This window comes from Pseudomonas oryzihabitans, from assembly GCF_032027545.1.
GTDB lineage: Bacteria > Pseudomonadota > Gammaproteobacteria > Pseudomonadales > Pseudomonadaceae > Chryseomonas > Chryseomonas oryzihabitans_F.
In genome coordinates this window covers 96,069-113,587 of sequence record NZ_JAVSJB010000006.1, presented here as the reverse complement: position 1 = coordinate 113,587, position 17,519 = coordinate 96,069, and the positions used below count along the sequence as shown (strand labels likewise).

Annotated in this window: 15 protein-coding genes; 7 read left to right on the top strand and 8 right to left on the bottom strand. The window is 66.3% G+C overall.

The features are described 5' to 3' along the window. Positions 1 to 154: 154 nt before the first annotated feature. The 3 genes from RND78_RS11920 to xylB all read left to right on the top strand — a co-directional run bounded on the left by RND78_RS11920 (position 155) and on the right by xylB (position 4,312). Entirely contained in the window at positions 155 to 1,252 is a 1,098-nt protein-coding gene (locus RND78_RS11920) for a sn-glycerol-3-phosphate ABC transporter ATP-binding protein UgpC (protein WP_312728981.1), read from the top strand. Positions 1,253 to 1,316: 64 nt separating this feature from the next. Then, positions 1,317 to 2,792, top strand: a complete 1,476-nt coding sequence (locus tag RND78_RS11915; protein ID WP_312728980.1) for a mannitol dehydrogenase family protein — start codon at positions 1,317 to 1,319, stop codon at positions 2,790 to 2,792. Between the two features lie 23 nt (positions 2,793 to 2,815). Next, a complete protein-coding gene (xylB, locus tag RND78_RS11910; RefSeq protein WP_312728979.1) occupies positions 2,816 to 4,312 on the top strand; it encodes a xylulokinase in 1,497 nt (498 codons plus the stop codon). Positions 4,313 to 4,371: 59 nt separating this feature from the next. On the opposite strand, the gene ybaK is transcribed toward xylB, so the two are convergent. Next, on the bottom strand, positions 4,372 to 4,842 hold the full coding sequence (ybaK, locus tag RND78_RS11905) for a Cys-tRNA(Pro) deacylase (protein ID WP_312728978.1): 471 nt from the start codon (positions 4,840 to 4,842) through the stop codon (positions 4,372 to 4,374). Beyond that, positions 4,839 to 5,903 carry a diguanylate cyclase gene (locus RND78_RS11900; RefSeq protein WP_312728976.1) on the bottom strand — a complete coding sequence of 355 codons (1,065 nt, stop codon included), beginning with the start codon at positions 5,901 to 5,903 and terminating at the stop codon, positions 4,839 to 4,841. The genes ybaK and RND78_RS11900 overlap by 4 nt, the downstream gene beginning before the upstream one ends. Before the next feature lie 224 nt (positions 5,904 to 6,127). Here RND78_RS11900 and RND78_RS11895 point away from each other — a divergent pair, with 224 nt between their 5' ends. After that, positions 6,128 to 6,565, top strand: coding sequence for an HPF/RaiA family ribosome-associated protein (locus RND78_RS11895; RefSeq protein WP_059232227.1), 438 nt, complete (start codon positions 6,128 to 6,130; stop codon positions 6,563 to 6,565). Positions 6,566 to 6,647: 82 nt separating this feature from the next. Then, on the top strand, positions 6,648 to 7,706 hold the full coding sequence (locus tag RND78_RS11890) for an oxidoreductase (protein ID WP_312728973.1): 1,059 nt from the start codon (positions 6,648 to 6,650) through the stop codon (positions 7,704 to 7,706). Here the strand turns inward: RND78_RS11890 and RND78_RS11885 are convergent. Next, entirely contained in the window at positions 7,700 to 8,734 is a 1,035-nt protein-coding gene (locus RND78_RS11885; protein ID WP_312728972.1) for an acyltransferase, read from the bottom strand. The two genes, RND78_RS11890 and RND78_RS11885, sit on opposite strands and share 7 nt — an antisense overlap. Before the next feature lie 169 nt (positions 8,735 to 8,903). After that, positions 8,904 to 11,075, bottom strand: coding sequence for a bifunctional 23S rRNA (guanine(2069)-N(7))-methyltransferase RlmK/23S rRNA (guanine(2445)-N(2))-methyltransferase RlmL (gene rlmKL, locus RND78_RS11880; protein WP_312728971.1), 2,172 nt, complete (start codon positions 11,073 to 11,075; stop codon positions 8,904 to 8,906). Positions 11,076 to 11,393: 318 nt separating this feature from the next. On the opposite strand from rlmKL, the gene rmf reads away from it, so the two are divergent. Beyond that, positions 11,394 to 11,609, top strand: a complete 216-nt coding sequence (rmf, locus tag RND78_RS11875; protein WP_059232223.1) for a ribosome modulation factor — start codon at positions 11,394 to 11,396, stop codon at positions 11,607 to 11,609. 116 nt (positions 11,610 to 11,725) lie between these two features. Here rmf and RND78_RS11870 read toward each other — a convergent pair whose 3' ends face one another. After that, positions 11,726 to 12,745, bottom strand: coding sequence for a quinone-dependent dihydroorotate dehydrogenase (locus RND78_RS11870; RefSeq protein WP_312728969.1), 1,020 nt, complete (start codon positions 12,743 to 12,745; stop codon positions 11,726 to 11,728). Between the two features lie 326 nt (positions 12,746 to 13,071). On the opposite strand from RND78_RS11870, the gene RND78_RS11865 reads away from it, so the two are divergent. Further along, the gene (locus RND78_RS11865; protein ID WP_312728967.1) at positions 13,072 to 13,947 is read left to right on the top strand and encodes a hypothetical protein; all 876 of its coding nucleotides are present in this window, start codon (positions 13,072 to 13,074) and stop codon (positions 13,945 to 13,947) included. A 6-nt stretch (positions 13,948 to 13,953) separates the two neighbouring features. Here the strand turns inward: RND78_RS11865 and RND78_RS11860 are convergent, their stop codons facing one another. From RND78_RS11860 to RND78_RS11850, 3 genes are all read right to left on the bottom strand, one after another. Continuing rightward, on the bottom strand, positions 13,954 to 14,523 hold the full coding sequence (locus tag RND78_RS11860) for a biliverdin-producing heme oxygenase (protein WP_312728966.1): 570 nt from the start codon (positions 14,521 to 14,523) through the stop codon (positions 13,954 to 13,956). Positions 14,524 to 14,535: 12 nt separating this feature from the next. Beyond that, on the bottom strand, positions 14,536 to 16,947 hold the full coding sequence (locus RND78_RS11855; RefSeq protein WP_312728965.1) for a response regulator: 2,412 nt from the start codon (positions 16,945 to 16,947) through the stop codon (positions 14,536 to 14,538). A gap of 102 nt (positions 16,948 to 17,049) precedes the next feature. Further along, complete coding sequence (locus tag RND78_RS11850) at positions 17,050 to 17,511, bottom strand: response regulator (protein WP_059232218.1); 462 nt, start codon at positions 17,509 to 17,511, stop codon at positions 17,050 to 17,052. Between the last annotated feature and the right edge of the window lie 8 nt (positions 17,512 to 17,519).

The window sequence follows — 17,519 nt, the reverse complement described above, 5'->3', positions numbered from 1 at the left end:
GTCGCTACGCTACTGCGCTTGCCGATCTGGCGTCGGAAGGTCGCTCGAAATGCTCATTTACACTCGTAAACTGCGCTTTCTCGCGACCTTCCTCCTTGTCTCGCCTTCGCTCGCGACGCGCAGCGACGGCTCATACAACAAGAGGATTCCTGTCATGGCCAATCTGAAAATCCGCAGCCTACGCAAGGGCTTCGATGCCATCGAAATCATCAAGGGCGTCGACCTGGACATCAACGACCGCGAATTCGTGGTCTTCGTCGGCCCGTCCGGCTGCGGCAAGTCCACCCTGCTGCGGCTCATCGCCGGCCTGGAAGAGGTCAGCAGCGGCACCCTGGAACTGGACGGTCGCGACATCACCGAGGTGTCGCCGGCCAAGCGCGACCTGGCCATGGTGTTCCAGACCTATGCCCTCTATCCGCACATGAGCGTGCGCAAGAACCTGTCCTTCGCCCTCGATCTGGCCAAGATCGACAAGCAGGAAGTGGAGCGCAAGGTCAGCGATGCCGCCCGCATCCTCGAACTGACGCCCCTGCTTGAGCGCAAACCGCGCCAGCTCTCTGGCGGCCAGCGCCAGCGAGTGGCCATCGGCCGCGCCATCGTCCGCCAGCCGAAGATCTTCCTGTTCGACGAACCCCTGTCCAACCTGGACGCCGCCCTGCGCGTGCAGATGCGCCTGGAACTGGCGCGCCTGCACCAGGAACTGCAGGCCACCATGATCTACGTGACCCACGACCAGGTGGAAGCCATGACTCTGGCGACCAAGGTAGTGGTGCTCAACGGCGGCCGCATCGAACAGGTCGGTTCGCCCTTGGAGCTCTATCACCATCCGGCCAACCTCTTCGTCGCCGGCTTCCTGGGTACGCCGAAGATGGCCTTCTTCAAGGGCAAGGTGGTGGGCACCGACGCCCAGGGCGTGGAGGTGGAGCTGGCAGCCGGTCCGCGCCTGCACCTGCCACGCCGTGGTGACGACCTCGCGATCGGCAGCCCGGTGACCCTGGGCATTCGCCCGGAACACCTGCGCCTGGCCGCCGATGGCCAGCTGCCGGTCATCAGCGACGTGGCCGAACGCCTGGGCAGCGACACCTATTGCCACATGGTCACCGAGGCCGAGGAACCGCTCACCGTGCGCGTTCCTGGCGACTGCGCCGTGGCCTACGGCGAACGCCAGCGCCTGGCGCTGGATGTGGAGTTCTGCCACCTGTTCGACGACCAGGGCCGTGCCGTGGAGCCCCTGCTGCGCCAAGCCGCCTGATCGTCCCTTTTCCCCTGGTCATGGCCGACCGTGGCCAGGGATGCCTTCTGCCAGGATCATCTCCATGAAACTTAATCGCCAGCATCTCGACCAGCTTCCCGACTACATCGCCAAGCCCAGCTACGCCGCCTGCCAGCTGCGCCAGGGCATCGTCCATATCGGCGTCGGCGGCTTCCACCGTGCGCACCAGGCCATCTACACCGAGGCCCTGCTCAACCAGGGCCGTGATCTGGACTGGAGCATCTGCGGCGTCGGCCTGCGCGCCGAGGACCGCGCCATGCGCGACGCTCTGGCCGGCCAGGACTATCTCTACACCCAGGTGGTGCTGGCCGACGAGCCGGACACCGAGGTACGTGTGGTGGGCGCCATCAGCGGCATGCTGCTGGCCGAGGATGGTACCCAGACGCTGATCGACAAGCTGGCCCATCCCAGCACCCGCATCGTCTCCCTCACCATCACCGAGGGCGGCTACTGCATGGATGACAGCACTGGCGAATTCAACTTCAAGCTGCCGCAGATCCAACACGACCTGCAGCATCCGGGCGATCCGCGCAGCGTCTTCGGCTTCCTGCTGGCAGCCCTGGCCAAACGCCGCGCCGAAGGCACCAAGCCCTTCACCGTGATGTCCTGCGACAACCTTCCGCACAATGGCCAGGTCACCCGCAAGGCCTTGCTGGCCTACGCCGCCCTGGTGGACGAAGATCTGCACGGCTGGATTGCCGAGCACGTCAGCTTCCCCAATGCCATGGTCGATCGCATCACCCCGATGACCAGCGCGGCCCACCGCCAGGCGCTGCTGGCCGAGCACGGTATCGAGGACGCCTGGCCGGTGGTCTGCGAGCCCTTCCTGCAATGGGTACTGGAAGACAAGTTCGTCGCCGGCCGTCCGGCCTGGCAGGACGTCGGCGTGCAGTTCACCGACGACGTCACCCCCTACGAGGAGATGAAGATCAAGCTGCTCAACGGCAGCCACCTGGCCCTTACCTACCTGGGCTTCCTCAAGGGCTACCGATTCGTCCACGAGACCCTGGCCGATCCGCTGTTCGTGCGCTACATCCGCACCTACATGGACGAAGACGTGACGCCCCAGCTGGCGCCGGTGCCCGGTATCGACCTCAACGACTACAAGGACACCCTGATCGAGCGCTTCTCCAACCGCGCCATCGCCGATCAGCTGGAGCGGGTCTGCTCCGATGGCTCCTCCAAGTTTCCCAAGTTCACGGTGCCGACCATCAATCGGCTGATCGAGGACGGCAAGGACCTGGATCGCGCCGCCCTGGTGGTGGCCGCCTGGGCGGTCTACCTGCGCGGCGTGGACGAGACCGGGGCGACCTATCGCATCCCTGATCCGCGCGCCAACTACTGCGAAGAGCTGGTGCAGGATCAGAAGAACCTCACCGAGCGCCTGCTGGGCGCCGAGGAAATCTTCGGCAAGCACATCCCGAAATCCGCCGCCTTCGTTGCCGCCTTCGAGCGGCAGCTGTACAACTTGCGTACCCATGGGGTCAGCACGACACTACAGACCCTGATAGGCGACTAAGAACAATAAAGGAGCGGCCAGGCATGAAGTTTCTCGGGATAGACTGCGGCACCCAGGGCACCAAGGCGGTGATCCTGGATGCCGAGCGTGGTGTGGTCCTGGGCGAAGGCAGCGCGCCTCACCCCTTGACCGAGGGCGCCAATGGCCGCCGTGAACAGAATCCGGCGGACTGGATCAGGGCACTGGTGGCTGCCACCCGCGCCGCCCTGGCCCAGGCCGGCAGCGATGGCCAGGACATCCTCGGCGTCGGCGTCTCCGGCCAGCAGCACGGCCTGGTGTTGCTGGACGACAGCGGCAAGGTGCTGCGGCCGGCCAAGCTCTGGTGCGACACCGAATCCACCCCGGAAAACCAGCGGCTGCTGGAATACCTCGGCGGTGTGGAAGGCTCTATCGACCGCCTGGGCCTGGCCATCGCCCCGGGCTATACCGTCTCCAAGCTGCTCTGGACCCGGGAGCAGCACCCGGAGGTATTCTCCCAGATCGCCCAGGTGCTGCTGCCCCACGACTACCTGAATTTCTGGCTGACCGGTCGCGCCGTGGCCGAATATGGCGATGCCTCGGGCACCGGCTATTTCAACGTCCGTACCCGCCAGTACGACCTGGAGCTGCTGCGCCACATCGACCCCAGCGGTCGCCTGGAGCGCGCCCTGCCGGCGCTGATCGAAGCCGACCAGCCGGTTGGCCGCCTGCGCGCGGAAGTCGCCAGCCAGTTGGGCATCAACCCCCAGGCGCTGGTGTCCAGCGGCGGTGGCGACAACATGATGGGTGCCCTGGGCACCGGCAACAGCCGCGCCGGCCAGATCACCCTGAGCCTGGGCACCTCGGGCACCCTCTATGGTTACTCGGACGAGCCGCGCGTCAGCGAGCATCCTGCCGTGGCCGGCTTCTGCTCGTCCAATGGCGGCTGGCTCCCGCTGATCTGCACCATGAACCTGACCAACGCCAGCGGCCAGATTCGCGAACTGCTCGGCCTGGACCTCACGGAATTCAATCGCCTGGTGGCGGAATCACCCATCGGTGCCGAAGGGGTGCTGATGCTGCCCTTCCTCAATGGCGAACGGGTACCGGCGCTGCCGACCGCCACCGCCAGCCTGCATGGCCTCACCGCCACCAACCTGACCCACGCCAACCTCTGCCGGGCGGTGGTCGAGGGAGTGAGCTTCGCCCTGAGATACGGTTTCGACCTGCTACGCGACCTGGGCATGCCCGGCGACACCCTGAGGCTCATCGGCGGTGGCGCCAAGAGCCCGGTGTGGCGCCAGCTGATCGCCGACCTGATGAATACACCGGTGGTCTGCCCGGTCCACGGCGAAGCCGCGGCCCTGGGCGGCGCGCTACAGGCCGCCTGGTGCTGGAGTCGGGAACAGGGCCGACCGGAATCGCTGGACAGCCTCACCGAGCGCTGCGTGCAACTGGATCCGACCAGCCGCGCGGAACCGGATCCCGCACGGGTCGCCCAGTACGAGGCGGCCTACCAGCGCTATCGGCAGCAGTTGCGCACCAGCTACGGGGTAGCCTGACGCCCGCACGGGGTGGAAAACGCTGCGCGGTTTGCCACGCTACCCGATGCAACAGGCGCTCAGGCCTTGCCGATGGGTACGAAGGGCGCGTCCAGCAGGCGCGCCAGATCCGTTGGCGCCAGGGCCACTTCCAGGCCCCGACGACCCGCGCTGACATGGATACTCGGCAACTCCGCCGCAGACTCATCGATGAAGGTCCGCAGCCGTTTCTTCTGCCCCAGCGGGCTGATGCCACCCACCAGGTAGCCCGTACTGCGCTGGGCCTGGTCGGGCTTGGCCATCTCCAGCTTCTTCACCCCGGCGGCCTGGGCCAGGGCCTTGAGGTCCAGGGTGCCGGCGACGGGGACGATAGCCACCAGCAACTCCAGCTTCTCGCTGGCAGCGAGTAGGGTCTTGAACACCGTCGCGGGCGCCAGGCCGAGTTTCTCGGCGGCTTCCAGGCCGTAGGAGGCGGCCTTGGGATCATGGTGGTAACTCAGCACCTCGTGGGGCACCTTGCCCTTCTTGAGCAGTTCTATCGCCGGGGTCATGCCAGCACTCCTTGGGAATCGGCCACCTCCGCCCGACCACGCCCCTGGGCCTTGGCGCGGTAGAGCGCGAAGTCGGCGGCCTGCAGCCAGTGGGCGACGTCATCGTAGACCCGTTCGAAGCCGGCGATGCCGCAGCTCAGGCCCACGCGCACCTTCTGCCGATCACCTGGCCCGCCCGCCTGCATGTCGTGCAGTCGCTCCTGCAGCCGCCGAACCAGTTCGAGGGCCTGCTCGGGGGAGGTATCGGGCAACAGGATACCGAATTCGTCGCCGCCGAAACGACCGGCGAGGTCGCTGGTACGGATGGTTCGCGCCAGCAGACCGGAGAACTGGCGGAGCATCTCGTCTCCGGCCTGGTGGCCGAAGCGGTCGTTGATCGCCTTGAAGTTGTCCAGGTCGATCATCACCAGGCTGGCCGCTGCGCCACTCCGCTTGCAGCGAGCGAATTCCCGTTGCAGCAGCAGATCCCAGTGCGTGCGGTTGTGCAGCCCGGTCATGCCGTCCTGCTTGTTGAGCAGCTCCAGTTCCTGCTTGCGGCGGGACAGCTCCTGCGCCAGCCGGTAGCTCACCCAACCCAGTGCCCAGGGATAGCCGACGATCATCGGCAGGCAGGCGTAGATCTGCAGGGTGGTGGTCTCGGTGGCCACGGGATGCCGCAGCACTACCAGACCCACCAGGATGCCCGCGAGTTGTGCCAGCACACCGCGGCGCCAAAAGCGCACGCCACCCGCCCCCAGCATGTTCAGCGCGGTCATGGCGAGAAGGGTCACGCTGGGTAGCAGATTGAAGCCCATGCTGGCCGCCCAGAATCCCGCCGACCCGCAGTCCAGCAGCAGGTTGCGCATCTCCGCGCGGTAGGGATCCTTCGAGCGTATCGCCCAGAGATAGGCCAGGGGTGACCACAGCAGGCCGTTGGCCAGCAACAGCAGCCAAAGCCAGGCGGAGACATGCTGGGTGACCTGGACCGACAGGATGCAGATGACACTCAGGACCAGGCCGACAGCACGGGGCAGCCAGAGTCGTCGAGCGAAGCTGCGGCCACGGGCGAGCACATCCGGCATTCAGGAAACCCCACTGCAACAGGCGATATCAAGCCGCGCATTATCGGGGGACGGCAGCAAATTGCCAGCACCCCGCGGCCCAAACGCCGTTTTTCACTAAGTACGACGTAAATGAACAGTGCCAGATGGACACACGCCGTGACACGTCCTCCGGACGAACAGCCTTGAACCTCGGCTCTACCGGCCTCATCCAAATAGCAGGCCCGTCATACAGAGGAAGCCTCATGCAAGTCCAAGTCAACAGCAATCACCACATCGAAAGCAGTGCCGGCATGCAGAATTGGGTAGCGTCGGTGGTGGAAGACCGCCTCGACCGCTTCGACGAACTCCTCACCCGGGTCGAGGTGCATCTCAGCGACGAGAACGCCGCCAAGGCCGGTGCCCAGGACAAGCGCTGCCAGATGGAAGCCCGCATCAAGGGCCATCAGCCGCTGTCGGTGACGCACAAGGCCGAGTCGCTGGACCAGGCGGTGGACGGCGCGGCCGACAAGCTGCTGCGGGCCATCAGCAACCTTTCCGGCAAGTTGGAGAAAAAGCGCCTGTCCGGTGGTGAGCTCAACGACCCCATCGCCTTGGAGGACTCCGACGAGTTCAAGGATTCTTTGCTCCAGGACGAATTCCTCGAACGTGAGCAACTGGCCCAGGAGCATCAGCTGAAGTGATGCTGCGCTAAGCTTGTTCCTTTCACCGAGGCCGCTCACCGAGCGGCCTCGGTCTTTTTCCCGTCGGCAGAAGGATCACCGCATGTCCGCCTCCCTCCGCGTCGCCCTGATCGGCTATGGCTTCGTCGGCCAGACCTTCCATGGCCCGCTGTTGAGTTCGATTCCTGGCCTGCGCCTGGACCTGGTCGCCTCGCGCGATGCCGCCCGCGTCCGGGCCGATCTGCCCGACGTCCGGGTAACGGCGGACTATGCGGCGGCCGTGCGCGATCCGGCCGTCGACCTGGTGGTCATCGCCTCGCCCAACCAGACCCACGCTCCGCTCGCCAGCGCCGCCCTGGCTACCGGCAAGCACGTGGTGGTCGACAAGCCCTTCACCGTGACTCTCGCCGAAGCCCGCCAGCTGGCCCAGGAAGCCGAAGCGGCTGGCCGACTGCTGTCGGTGTTCCAGAACCGGCGTTGGGACAGCGATTTCCTCGGGCTGCAGGCAGTGCTCGCCAGTGGTGCCCTGGGCGACGTCACCAGCCTGGAATCGCGCATCGAGCGTTTCCGCCCCCAGGTAAGGGATCGCTGGCGTGAAGCCGACCTGCCCAGTAGCGGCCTCTGGTTCGACCTGGGTCCGCACCTGCTGGACCAGGCGCTTTGCCTGTTCGGCCTGCCGCAGCGTCTGCAGGCCAACCTGGTCCGCCAGCGCCCTGGCGCCCGCACCGACGACTGGTTCCAGGTGCAGCTGGACTATGGGGCACGCCAGGTCACCCTGAGAGCCGGCATGCTGGCCTCCGGAGGCGTCCCGCGCTTCCTCGCGCAAGGCACCGCTGCCAGCTGGCTGAAGCTGGGAGCCGATCACCAGGAAGACGCCCTCAAGGCGGGCGTCCGCCCGGGTGGTTCCGACTGGGGTCAGGACCCCGATCCGGGCTGGCTCATCGCCGCCGACGGCGAACGCCAGGCACTACCGACTCCGGCGGGTGATCATCGACGTTACTACCTTGCCCTGGTCGAGGCCCTCGCCGGCCGCGCTGCCAATCCTGTCCCGCCGGCCCAGGCCTGCGCCCTCATGGCCTTGCTGGAGACGGCCCAGCGTTCGTCGAGGGAAGGCCGCGCCCTGGAGCCCGAACTCACCGCCACCGAACGCGCGGCCTACTGACTGCTCGCCCACTGCGGACGCTTGACCAGCAGGCGTTCGCCGAGCTGGCGCAGGGTCCGCGATAGCCGCCGCTCGATCCATTCGTAGCTGGCCCAGGCCAGCAGCAGGATCACCGGCAGGCACACGGCCAGGGTTTGGTAAGGCGTCAGGCCCCATTGCTGATGCAGCCAGTAGTCGCCCAGCCAGAGCACGATGACGTGCACCAGGTAGACCGAGTAGGACCAGTCCCCCAGGGCCTTGCACAGACGCGATCCCGCGAACCAGGGTTCGAGGATGACGCAGGCACCGACCAGCACGGCGCTGGGCACGCCCCAGGTCAGCAAGCGCCACGGATGATCGGCTGGGAAAGCGACCAGGCAGGCCAGCGCCAGCAGTGCAGCCAGCAACGCCCAAGACTTGGAACCCTGCAACGCGCCGCGCCTGTAGAGCACCGCCAGGCCCACGCCCAGCAGGAATTCGAAGATGATCGGATTGCGGTAGAAGTTACTGACGAAGGATTCGCGCGTCAGCACCAGGCTGACTAGGATCACCAGCAGGCTGACCACCCCTATCCGCCAGCGCTCGGCCACTCCGAAGGACAGCGCGAAGAGCAGGTAGAACAACATCTCGAAGTTGAGCGTCCAGCCCACCGGCAGGATCGGGTAGTGGCCAAAACCCGCGGGATTCTCGCTGGGGATGAAGAACAAGGAGAGCAGCAACTCGCGCGCCGCCAGGCCATAGACCGGCATCACGTCGCTGGCGAGGTAGAGGATCAGCGCCGTCACCGCCGTGTACAGCCAATAGGCCGGGGCGATACGGGCGATGCGTTGCCAGAGGAAGGTACTGCGCCGGATCGGACGACCTGCCGTGGACAGCTGGATCACGAAGCCGCTGAGCACGAAGAAGATGTCGACCCCAACCTGCCCGCGGGTGGAGAGCAGATGACCGCCGAGGCTGTCGGCGTGGAAATCGAAGAACACCTGCATGAAGTGATGGAAGACCACCAGCCAGGCGGCCAGGGCCCTGAGTGCCTGCAAGGAAACCAGCATGGAAAAACGCACCCCTCCTGTCGTCCGCTCGAACACGGCCAAGCGCCGCGCCGTCATTCTGGACGGCACGGGCAGGTCGCGCGGCTACCGTGGCAGGTTGGGTTGCGCCTGGTCACACCCTGGGCCAGTGGATGCCGACCCCGTTCAGCGCCAGTTCAGCCGCTGGGCGTCACTGCAGGGTGAGGCGCCAGGCTCTATGGATTTTCGGATTGCGGGCGAAATCCGGGTCCAGGGTGCTGGCAGTGATCTCCTCGACGCGATAGCGCTGGGTCAGGCCTTCGTCGAGTTCGAACTTGCGGAAGTTGTTGGAGAAGTACAGCACCCCGTTGCGACTCAGGTGCGCCATGGCCGAGTCGATCAGCCCGACGTGGTCACGCTGGACGTCGAACACCCCTTCCAGGCGCTTGGAATTGGAGAAGGTCGGCGGATCGACGAAGATGAGATCGTATTCGCCGCGGTCGTTCTCCAGCCAGTGCAGTACGTCGCCCTGCTCCAGGCGATGCCGCTCGGAGAAACCATTGAGCGCGAGATTGCGCCGTGCCCAGTCCAGGTAGGTCCGCGAGAGATCCACGCTGGTGGTACTGCGCGCCCCGCCCACCGCGGCCTGTACCGTGGCGGCGCCGGTGTAGCAGAACAGGTTGAGGAAGCGCTTGCCCTGCGCCTCCTGGCGCAGCCGCAGGCGTAGCGGGCGATGATCCAGGAACAGACCGGTGTCCAGGTAGTCGGTGAGGTTGACCAGCAGCTTGGCACCCGCCTCCTCCACCTGCAGGAATTCACCCTGGGCGGCCTGGCGCTCGTACTGCTTGGTGCCGCTCTGCCGCTCGCGTCGCTTGACCACCACCAGGGAGGGATCGATGCCCAGCGCCTGGGGAATGGCCGCCAGGGCGTCCAGCAGGCGCGCCTGGGCCTTCTCCGGATCGATGGAGCGCGGCGGCGCATACTCCTGCACATGGACGCGGTCACCATAGAGGTCCACAGCCACGGCGTACTCGGGCATGTCGGCATCATAGAGCCGATAGCACTGCACGTCCTGGTTGCGCGCCCATTTGCCCAGTTGCTTGAGATTCTTCTGCAGGCGATTGGCGAACATCTGTCCACCTTCGCTGAGTTTCGCCGGCTCGGCGGCCTGGGTCGTCGCCGACCGCTCGCCACTGCGGCTACCGGTGACGAACTGCCGCGATTCCACCTCGAACATCAGCAACTTGCAGGGCAAGGCGCCGTTCCAGAAGGCGTACTGCTTGTGACTGCGGATGCCCATGCGCTTGCCCAACTCCGGCGCGCCGGTGAACACCCCCGCACGCCAGCCCAGGCAGGCCTGGCGCAGTCGTTCACCCAGGTTCTGGTAGAGGTACAGCAGACTGGCTTCATCGCCCAGCCGCTCGCCGTAGGGCGGGTTGCAGATCACCAGGCCGGTCTGGCCCTTGTCCGGGCGCGGCTCGAAGCTGGCCACTTCACCCTGGTAGACCTTGATCCACTCGGAAAGCCCGGCCCGCTCGATGTTGTTGCGTGCCGGCTGGATCAACCGCGGATCGGCTTCGTAGCCGCGGATCCAGGCCGGTGTCTTGGCCAGACCCGCAGCGGCTCGCGCTTCCGCCTCCTGGTGCAGTTGCTGCCAGAGCGCCGGTACATGACCCAGCCAGGCGGAAAAGCCCCAGCGCTCGCGGCGCAGGTTGGGAGCGATGTCCGCCGCCATGAGGCCGGCCTCGACCAGGAAGGTCCCCACCCCGCACATGGGATCGGCGAGCGCGCCACCGGCCGCCGCCAGAGCTGGCCAGCCGGCACGGATCAGCACCGCGGCCGCCAGGTTCTCCTTGAGCGGCGCCGCACCCTGCTGCAGGCGATAGCCGCGCTGGTGCAGGCTCTGGCCGGAGAGATCCAGTGACAGGATGGCCTGGCCGCGCTCCAGGTGCAGGTGCACCCGCAGGTCGGGGGCGATCTTGTCCACCGTCGGGCGCTGCCCGGTGCGCTCGCGCAGACGGTCGACGATGGCGTCCTTGACCTTGAGCGCGCCGAAGTGAGTGTTGTCGATACCGGCGCCCTGGCCGCTGAAACCCACGGCGAGGGTGCCATTGGGCGCCAGGTGCTCTTCCCACTCCACAGCGTGCACGCCCAGGTAGAGTCCCTGGGGATCTTCCACCGGGAAACGCGCCAGCACCAGCAGGACCCGGTTGGCCAGCCGCGACCAGAGGCACAGGCGATAGGCATCCGCGAGACTCGCTTCGCCGCGCACCGCCGCGGTCTGGCTACGCGCCTCCTGCAGGCCGAGGCCCTGGGCCTCTTCCAGCAGCAGGGTCTCGAGGCCCTTGGGACAGGTGAGGATGAGTGAGTGCGTTGCGGACATCGTTGAATCCATAGGTAGGAGGACGGGACTTTTCTGCCTTTGGTCGGATTACCGGGCGAAAAATACTCCCTTGAAGAAAGTTTGACTGCGTCTCAACAAGCCGCAGTGGCGGCATTTCGGCGGCGACATATCGCCTTTTCATTTCGATCTGGTTACGGCTTATAGCTAAATGGTCGTTCCCAGGTCACGTTCCATTGGTTAGTAATTGATCACCCGCGCTGCTCAGGCACGGGGCGGGTGCCAGAAAGCCGGCTCTGGCATCCAGGCCTGCAACGGGCCATGGACAATCTGCAAGTCAACCGATGAGGGCACTACCCTATGAGAAGACTCAAGCGTGATCCAATGGAACGAGCTTTCCAACGTGGTTATCAGCACGGCATTGTGGGCAAATCCCGGGACCTTTGTCCCTTCACTCAGGACGCCGTTCGGCAGGCCTGGCTCAACGGCTGGCGCGAGGGCCGTAGCGACCAATGGGACGGCTACGTGGGCACCGCCGGTCTTCAACGCATGAATCAACTGCAGGCCGCAGGCTAATTCGATTTCACTAGGGCAAGCCCCAGGGCTTCCATGACAGTCTGGTTTTCCAGTTAGATCCCTCTCCAGGATCTGGGACTAGGTCCCGCGGGGGCTCGTGAAGAGCCCCCTTCCCCTCAGGACCGGGTCGCCGCGATGGCGTCCACCGCCTCGCGAATCAGCGCCGGGCCACGGTAGATGAAACCACTGTAGATCTGCACCAGGCTGGCCCCTGCGGCGATCTTCTCCGCCGCATCCTCGCCCGAGAGAATGCCGCCGGCCGCGATGATCGGCAGGCGCCCACCCAGCTCACCCGCCAGCACCCGGACCACGTGGGTGCTCTTCTCTCGCACTGGGGCACCCGACAGCCCTCCCGCCTCGGCCGCATAGGGCAGGTTCTCCACGCCCTCGCGGCCCAAGGTGGTGTTGGTGGCGATGATGGCGTCCATCCCCGCATCGCGGATCGCCTGGGCGGTGAGCACGATCTCTTCGTCGCTCATGTCCGGGGCGATCTTGATGGCGATGGGCACCCGTCGGCCCTGTTGCACGGCCAAGTCTTCCTGGCGCTGACGCAGCGCCTCCAGCAGGCTCTTCAGCGCATCGCCGAACTGCAGGCTGCGCAGGCCAGGCGTGTTGGGCGAACTGACGTTCACCGTGATGTAGCTGGCGTGGGCATAGACCTTGTCCAGGCCGATCAGGTAGTCGTCCACCGCCCGCTCCACCGGGGTGTCGGCATTCTTGCCGATGTTGATCCCCAGCACGCCCTTGAAGCGCGCCGCCCGGACGCGTTCGATCAGGGCATCCACGCCCGCATTGTTGAACCCCATGCGGTTGATGATGGCGTCGGCCTGTTCCAGGCGGAACAGCCGTGGCTTGGGATTGCCCGGTTGCGGACGCGGCGTCACCGTACCGATCTCGACGAAGCCGAAGCCCATGCCGGCGAAGCCGTCGATGGCAGTGCCGTTCTTGTCGAGTCCGGCGGCCAGGCCCACCGGGTTGGGAAACTCCAGCCCCATGACCTGCACCGGCAGGCGGCCCGGTTGCCGCCCAAGCCCGGTCAGGCCCAGGCGACCGGCAGCGCCAATCAGATCCAGCGCGAGTTCGTGGGAGCCTTCCGGAGACAATTTGAACAGCAAAGGACGGAGCGCGTCGTACATGGCGGACTCACAGGCGATTCGGAAACCGCGCATTATACAGGCTTGCCACCCGCCATACGTCGCTCGCCATCAAGCTGTCTGGTCGCTCATGCAAAAGATCGTACCTTTCGGGAATCATTTGACGATAATGCGGTCTCTGCCACGCTAGTCTGATGTTGTGCCCTCGCATTGATTCCCTGGCCAAGGCCAGGCGCCACGACGAGGCATGGCCGGGCCAGGGGTGGCGAGCTACCCGGATCGAAAAATCGCCGCCTGGCGCTGGCAGCCAGTACCAGCAACACCGCTCCTGTATCGGTCATGCAGTTCCCTTTCGCCCCGGAGACCCCATGAGCAACAACGCCAACCTCCTGGGCGGCCCCTGGTCTTCGCTGGCATTGCATCTGCATCCGTCGCTCGCGAGCCGACGCATCCAGCGCTGCCTCGAGCGTCTGGCCGATGCCTTCACCCCCCTGCCCCCACCCCGGGAGAGCCTTTGGTGGGATGACGGACATCCACTTCAGCTGCTCCTCGGCCTGCCCCGTGCGGCCCTGTCCGGCCCTACCCAGGAAATCAAGAGCGCAGCCCATGCTCTGCTGAGCCAGCTGGTGGTCGCCGAGACCCTGCAGTCACCCTCCTTCGACCTGCGCGCCCTGAATGGCCTTTGCCACCGCCCCCAGGAGCAGGTCCCGGACGACGCGGTTCACCTCGAGGAGCTGGCGGCTCTGCCGGCGGCCCGCGAGCAGGTCCGCATCATCGGTTACCGCGATTTCCAGGCGGCGCTCTATCGCACCCTGCCCACCCTGTCCGCCGAGCAGCCATTGAAGCTGCGCCAGGCCAACTGGCGCGGCCAGCGCTTCTTCCTCGACAACGATGCGGCCAATACCCTCGCCTTCGCCAGCATAGTGGCCTACGCGCGGATTCGCGGCATCGCCGTGGAAGTCCCCGTGCAGGTACAACAGTTGCGGCTCGATGCGGCGGCCATCGAGCGCCTGCACGAGGCCTTCACCCTCTATGCGCTGCCCAACGCCGTGTGGAATCACCCGGACTTCATTCAGGTCCTGCTGGGCTTGAAGCTCGACTACGCCCGCCTGTCCATGGCCGCGCCGGGACAGGACCTGGAATGGCTGCTGTTGCCCAACGCCGTGGCCAGCACCCGGATACTCGCGGAAACCCTGGAGCGGCTGGGTGCCGCCGAGGTCATCGGCTACCTGAGAGGCTTCTGAGCGGCCTCAGGACAGGGGCGCCGTGCCCGGCGCATAGCGCTGCCCTGCCGCCAGGAAGACCGCGAAGGCCAGGCGTTGCCCGGCGAGCATCGCCGGATGCAGCGCCGGATCGCCACCGGCATCGTCCAGTCGCTCGAGGAAGGCCGGCCAGGCACCCTTGGGGGGCACATGACCGAGGTAGGCGCGTGCTTCGCGCACGCCTTCGTCAGGACTCTCTCCCGCATGGCGATCCAGCAGTCGCGAACCCAGCCGCGAACCCTCCAGCACATAGGCCACCCCCCAGCACTCGCCTTCATCGAGGGTCCGCTCGAAGACCTCGGCTTGCGGAGACGCGACCTGTAGGCGCTGCAGATCGGCGCCCAGGGCCTGGGTACGCCGACGCTCCGCCCAATCGGGCAGCAACCGCTCGATACCGGATCGCTCCAGCAGGGCTTCCAGGCCGAACAGCGCCTGGGCGTGGGCTTGCAGGAAGGCGGTGTAGTCGGAACGACGGTGCAACGCATAGCGACCGAAGGCCGCATCGACCTGCCCGTGCAGGGCACCGCCTTCGGCACGCAACATTTCACGGATGGACACGCAAATACCTCGTCAGGCCGGCGACGGCTGGGGCTTCTCGCCCCGCAGCGCGGCCTGCAGGCGCGCTGCCAGGTCCGCTTCACGGAAGGGCTTGGGAACGATGAAGGACTGTTCGGGATCGAGCTCGCCCAGCTCGGCGTACCCGGTGATGAAGACCACCGGCAGCTGCGGCAGCCGCTTGCGCACCTGGCGCGCCAGCTCGGCGCCGTTCATGCCGGGCATGGCGAAGTCGGCCAGCAGCAGGTCGATCTGCGGGTCGCGCTCCAGAGCGCTCAGGGCGGCGAAGCCGTTGCTGGCTTCCACCACCTGGTAGCCCAGATCGGCCAGCAGCGCCGCGGTCACGTTGCGTACCGCGTTGTCGTCGTCGACCAGCAGGATGCGGCGCTCGGCGGCTTGCTCGTCGCGCCCCGGGGTTGGCAGCCCCACCGGGTCCTGGGCCTCGTCGGCCTCGGTCCGCGGCAGGTAGACCAACACCGTGGTGCCCGACCCCATCCGCGTCTCGATGCGTACCCCGCCCCCGGACTGCTTGGCGAAGCCGAAGACCTGGGCCAGCCCCAGGCCCGAGCCCTTGCCGACTTCCTTGGTGGTGAAGAAGGGTTCGAAGGCCTTCGCCAGCACCTCCTCGCTCATGCCGGTGCCGGAATCCTGCACGGCCAGCAGCACGTACTCGCCAGGCTCCGGTTCTTCGGGCCGTTGTGGCGCGTCGGTGATGACTTGGTTCGAGGTACTCAGGCGCAGCGTGCCACCCACCGCCATGGCATCCCGAGCATTGATCGCCAGGTTGAGGATGATCAGCTCGATCTGGGTCGGGTCGACCAGGGCGTGCCAGCAGTCGGCGCGCAGGTGGGTCTCGATCCAGACGCTGCCGCCCATGGTGCTGCGCAGCAGTTCGAGCATGCCCTCGACCGTCTCGTTGAGCTTGACCGGCTTGGGCGCCAAGCGCTGGCGCCGGGAAAAGGCCAGTAGCTGGGCAGTGAGCTTGGCGCCCCGCTCGCCCGCTTCGCGGATGTTCTGCACCCGCCCCTGGGTCTTGTCGCTGGCGCCCAGGCGGGTCAGGTCGCGCTCGAGGAAACTGGCGCTGCTGAGAATGACGGTGAGCAGGTTGTTGAAGTCGTGGGCCACCCCGGCGGTGAGCTGGCCAACGGCTTCCAGGCGCTGCATCTGCTGCAGGGTCGCCTCCACCCGCTCGCGCTCGTCGATCTGCTCGCGCAACTGGCGGTTGGCCGCGGCCAGCTCCTCCATCGCCAGGACCTCGGAGGAGATGTCCCGGCCGGAACAGTAGGTCATGCCGGCATCCGGCACGGCGGTCCAGGAAATCCAGCGATAGCTACCATCGAAATGGCGGATCCGGTTGACGAAGCGCTGGCTGGCCGCCCGCGTGGCCAGTTGCTTGAGTTCGTTGTCGGTGAGGCTGCGCTCGTCCGGATGCACCAGGTCGAGCAGGGACGAGTCGAGCAGTTGCATCCGCGACCAGCCGAGGTTTTCTTCCCAGGCCGGGTTGAGCGCGACCAGGGTGCCGTCCGGCCGGCACACCAGCAGCAGGTCGCGGGTGAGATCCCAGGTCCGGTCACGTTCGCGCGTCCGCTCCTCGACGCGCTCGCCAAGGCTGACGTTCAGGCGCTCGAGCTTTTCCGCCGCATCGCGCTGCTGGGTGATGTCGAGCATCACGCCGAGGAAACGGGTGCAGACCCCGGCATCGAAGAACGGCTGGCCGCGGGTCTCGACCCAGCGCTGGGCACCGTTATCGAGGCGGATGCGGTACTCGCTGCGGTAGTCGTCGTCACGCTCGTCGGCACTGGCCTGGCGGACCGTGTCGAGGAAGCGTTCGAGCCCGTCGACGCCGCATAGCCGGGCGAACACCTTCAGATCTACCACGGCATCCGCCGGCAGGCCGAACATGGCCTTGCAGCGTTCGTCCCAGACCAGGGTCTGGCTGGCCGGCAGGTACTCCCACATGCCCAGCCGCGAGGCGTCCATGGCCAGTCGCGAGCGAACCTCGAGGCTGTGCAAGGCCTCCTCCGCACGGCGCCGCTCGCGGCGCTCGTGCACCACCAGCAGGGCGCGCTCAACCGCCTTGGCCAGCAATTCCATGCTCTGCTTGAGCACGTAGTCGTTGGCCCCCAGCCGCATCATCTCCACGGCGTGGACTTCGCCGAAGATCCCCGAGACGAAGATGAAGGGCGTACCCGGCGCCAGGGCCCGCGCCACGCGCAGCGCCTCGGCGCCGGAGAAGCCGGGCAGGATGATGTCGGAGAGGATGATGTCGTAGGTCTGCTGACTCAGGGCCAGCGTCAGCCCGGTGCGCTCGTAGACGATCTTGGACTGGAGTTCGAAGCCGTGCCGTTCCAGCTCGATCAGGATCAGCTCCGCATCGAGCTTGCTGTCTTCCACCAGCAGGATCTTGATCTTCTTGGAGAGAGGCATAAACGGGCGTCGGCCTTGCAGCTGTTCGCTCAGGGGAGCCGGATCGCGAGCGTCCCCCTGGCACGAAGAATGGGCTGGAGGTAGATCTATCTTGCTCACTCGCTAGCGACCGATACGGCGCGCCACGCGTCGCGAACCGGGGGGCGGCTCGTTGAGCACGGCCCAGAATACGCCGAGATCGCTGATCGCGGCGACGAAGTCGCGAAACTCCACCGGCTTGACCACATAGGCATTCACGCCGAGCCCGTAGGCCTTCTCGAGATCCGGCTCTTCGCGCGACGAAGTGAGCATCACCACCGGGATGCTACAGAGTTCCGGCGTTTCGCGGACCAGCTGCAGCACTTCCAGGCCATCGACCTTAGGCAGCTTGAGATCCAGCAGCATCACCGCCGGATTGCCCGGTTCACGGTCGACGTGGGACTCGCGGCGCAGCAGGTAGTCGACCGCCTCGGCGCCATCGCGGAGCACCACCACGTCGTTGGCGAGCTGGCTGCGCTCCAGGGCCACCAGGGTAAGTTCCAGGTCGTGCGGATTGTCTTCGACCAGCACTATGGGCTTGAGCATGAACAGGA

Excerpts from the sequence above, each read along its gene's own strand:
- RND78_RS11885 (WP_312728972.1), bottom strand. The coding sequence starts at position 8,734 with ATGCTGGTTTCCTTGCAGGCACTCAGGGCCCTGGCCGCCTGGCTGGTG.
- ybaK (WP_312728978.1), bottom strand. The coding sequence starts at position 4,842 with ATGACCCCGGCGATAGAACTGCTCAAGAAGGGCAAGGTGCCCCACGAG.
- RND78_RS11865 (WP_312728967.1), top strand. The coding sequence starts at position 13,072 with ATGAGCAACAACGCCAACCTCCTGGGCGGCCCCTGGTCTTCGCTGGCA.
- RND78_RS11855 (WP_312728965.1), bottom strand. The coding sequence starts at position 16,947 with ATGCCTCTCTCCAAGAAGATCAAGATCCTGCTGGTGGAAGACAGCAAG.
- xylB (WP_312728979.1), top strand. The coding sequence starts at position 2,816 with ATGAAGTTTCTCGGGATAGACTGCGGCACCCAGGGCACCAAGGCGGTG.
- rmf (WP_059232223.1), top strand. The coding sequence starts at position 11,394 with ATGAGAAGACTCAAGCGTGATCCAATGGAACGAGCTTTCCAACGTGGT.
- rlmKL (WP_312728971.1), bottom strand. The coding sequence starts at position 11,075 with ATGTCCGCAACGCACTCACTCATCCTCACCTGTCCCAAGGGCCTCGAG.
- RND78_RS11915 (WP_312728980.1), top strand. The coding sequence starts at position 1,317 with ATGAAACTTAATCGCCAGCATCTCGACCAGCTTCCCGACTACATCGCC.
- RND78_RS11900 (WP_312728976.1), bottom strand. The coding sequence starts at position 5,903 with ATGCCGGATGTGCTCGCCCGTGGCCGCAGCTTCGCTCGACGACTCTGG.
- RND78_RS11890 (WP_312728973.1), top strand. The coding sequence starts at position 6,648 with ATGTCCGCCTCCCTCCGCGTCGCCCTGATCGGCTATGGCTTCGTCGGC.
- RND78_RS11850 (WP_059232218.1), bottom strand. The coding sequence starts at position 17,511 with ATGCTCAAGCCCATAGTGCTGGTCGAAGACAATCCGCACGACCTGGAA.
- RND78_RS11895 (WP_059232227.1), top strand. The coding sequence starts at position 6,128 with ATGCAAGTCCAAGTCAACAGCAATCACCACATCGAAAGCAGTGCCGGC.
- RND78_RS11870 (WP_312728969.1), bottom strand. The coding sequence starts at position 12,745 with ATGTACGACGCGCTCCGTCCTTTGCTGTTCAAATTGTCTCCGGAAGGC.
- RND78_RS11920 (WP_312728981.1), top strand. The coding sequence starts at position 155 with ATGGCCAATCTGAAAATCCGCAGCCTACGCAAGGGCTTCGATGCCATC.